Genomic DNA, 1,036 nt, shown 5'->3' with positions numbered 1-1,036 from the left:
GTGCACCTCCACGCGGTCCTCGGCCGGCACCGTGCGTCCGTGGCAGGCGACGCCCGCGCGCCCCGTCCGACCCGTGCGGTGCGGCCGGCTCACGTGCACCCGTGTGTCCTCCTCGGCCCACCACGGCAGGACGAGCCCGTGCAGCCGCGCCGCCGTCAGATGCGAGGCGACCCCACGGGTCAGAGCCACCACGACAGCGGCCTCCTCCGGCGGCAGGGCCGCCACGGGGCGGGGGTATCCGAGCGCGGCCCACGACCCCGGCACGTCGACGACCGCGCGGTGTGCCCCGTGGGTGACCTGGCGCAGGTCGAGGCTGCGCAGCCGGTCGGAGGAGAGGGAGAGGCGGTCCAGGGCTTCGCGCCGGGTGAAGACGCGGCCGGCGAGGGCTGGCGGAAGGGGTGCGGGGCGGCGTGGCATGCGGTCAGGATGCGGGCGCCGTCGTCGTGGGCGGGCGTCCGACCCCCTCCAGTGCGGGGCCGGGCCCCTGTGCAGGAGCCGCCCCGCCCCGCCCCGGACTTTCGAACGTGAAATCGGGCGAATGGGGACTTTCGAACGTGAGAGAGGGCCTATCTCACGTTCGAAAGTGCGGGTCAGGCGACGAAGGGGCGGCCCGTGAGGCGCTCGTACGCCTCCACGTAGCGGTCGCGGGTCCTGGCCACGACGTCGGCGGGCAGCGCCGGCGGGGCCTCCCCGCTGGTCTTGTCCCAGCCGGAGTCGGGGCCCGTGAGCCAGTCGCGGACGAACTGCTTGTCGAAGCTCGCCTGGGTGCGGCCGGGCTCGTAGTCCTCGGCGTCCCAGAACCGGGAGGAGTCCGGGGTGAGGACCTCGTCGCCCAGCACCACCTGGCCGGTGGCGGGGTCCACGCCGAACTCGACCTTCGTGTCCGCCAGGATGATGCCGGCCTCGCGGGCGATCGCCTCGGCGCGGGCGTACAGGTCCAGGGTGAGGAACCGCAGGCGCTCGGCGGCCTCGGTGCCCACGCGCTCGACCATCTGCTCGAACGTGATGTTCTCGTCGTGCTCGCCGACCTCGGCCT

General features: G+C 74.4%; 2 protein-coding genes. Both read right to left on the bottom strand.

Annotated elements, in window-relative coordinates; genetic code table 11:
- Positions 1 to 417, bottom strand: a 417-nt coding sequence (locus AB0N07_RS52185; protein WP_365848179.1) for a hypothetical protein, incomplete at its 3' end; no start/stop codon positions are given.
- A 173-nt stretch (positions 418 to 590) separates the two neighbouring features.
- A partial coding sequence (locus AB0N07_RS52180) for a phosphoribosylaminoimidazolesuccinocarboxamide synthase (protein WP_365848177.1) occupies positions 591 to 1,036 on the bottom strand: 446 nt, incomplete at its 5' end.

Origin of the sequence: Streptomyces sp. NPDC051172 (genome assembly GCF_040682555.1) — a bacterium.
Lineage (GTDB): Bacteria > Actinomycetota > Actinomycetes > Streptomycetales > Streptomycetaceae > Streptomyces.
This window is presented reverse-complemented; position numbering and strand designations above follow the sequence as displayed.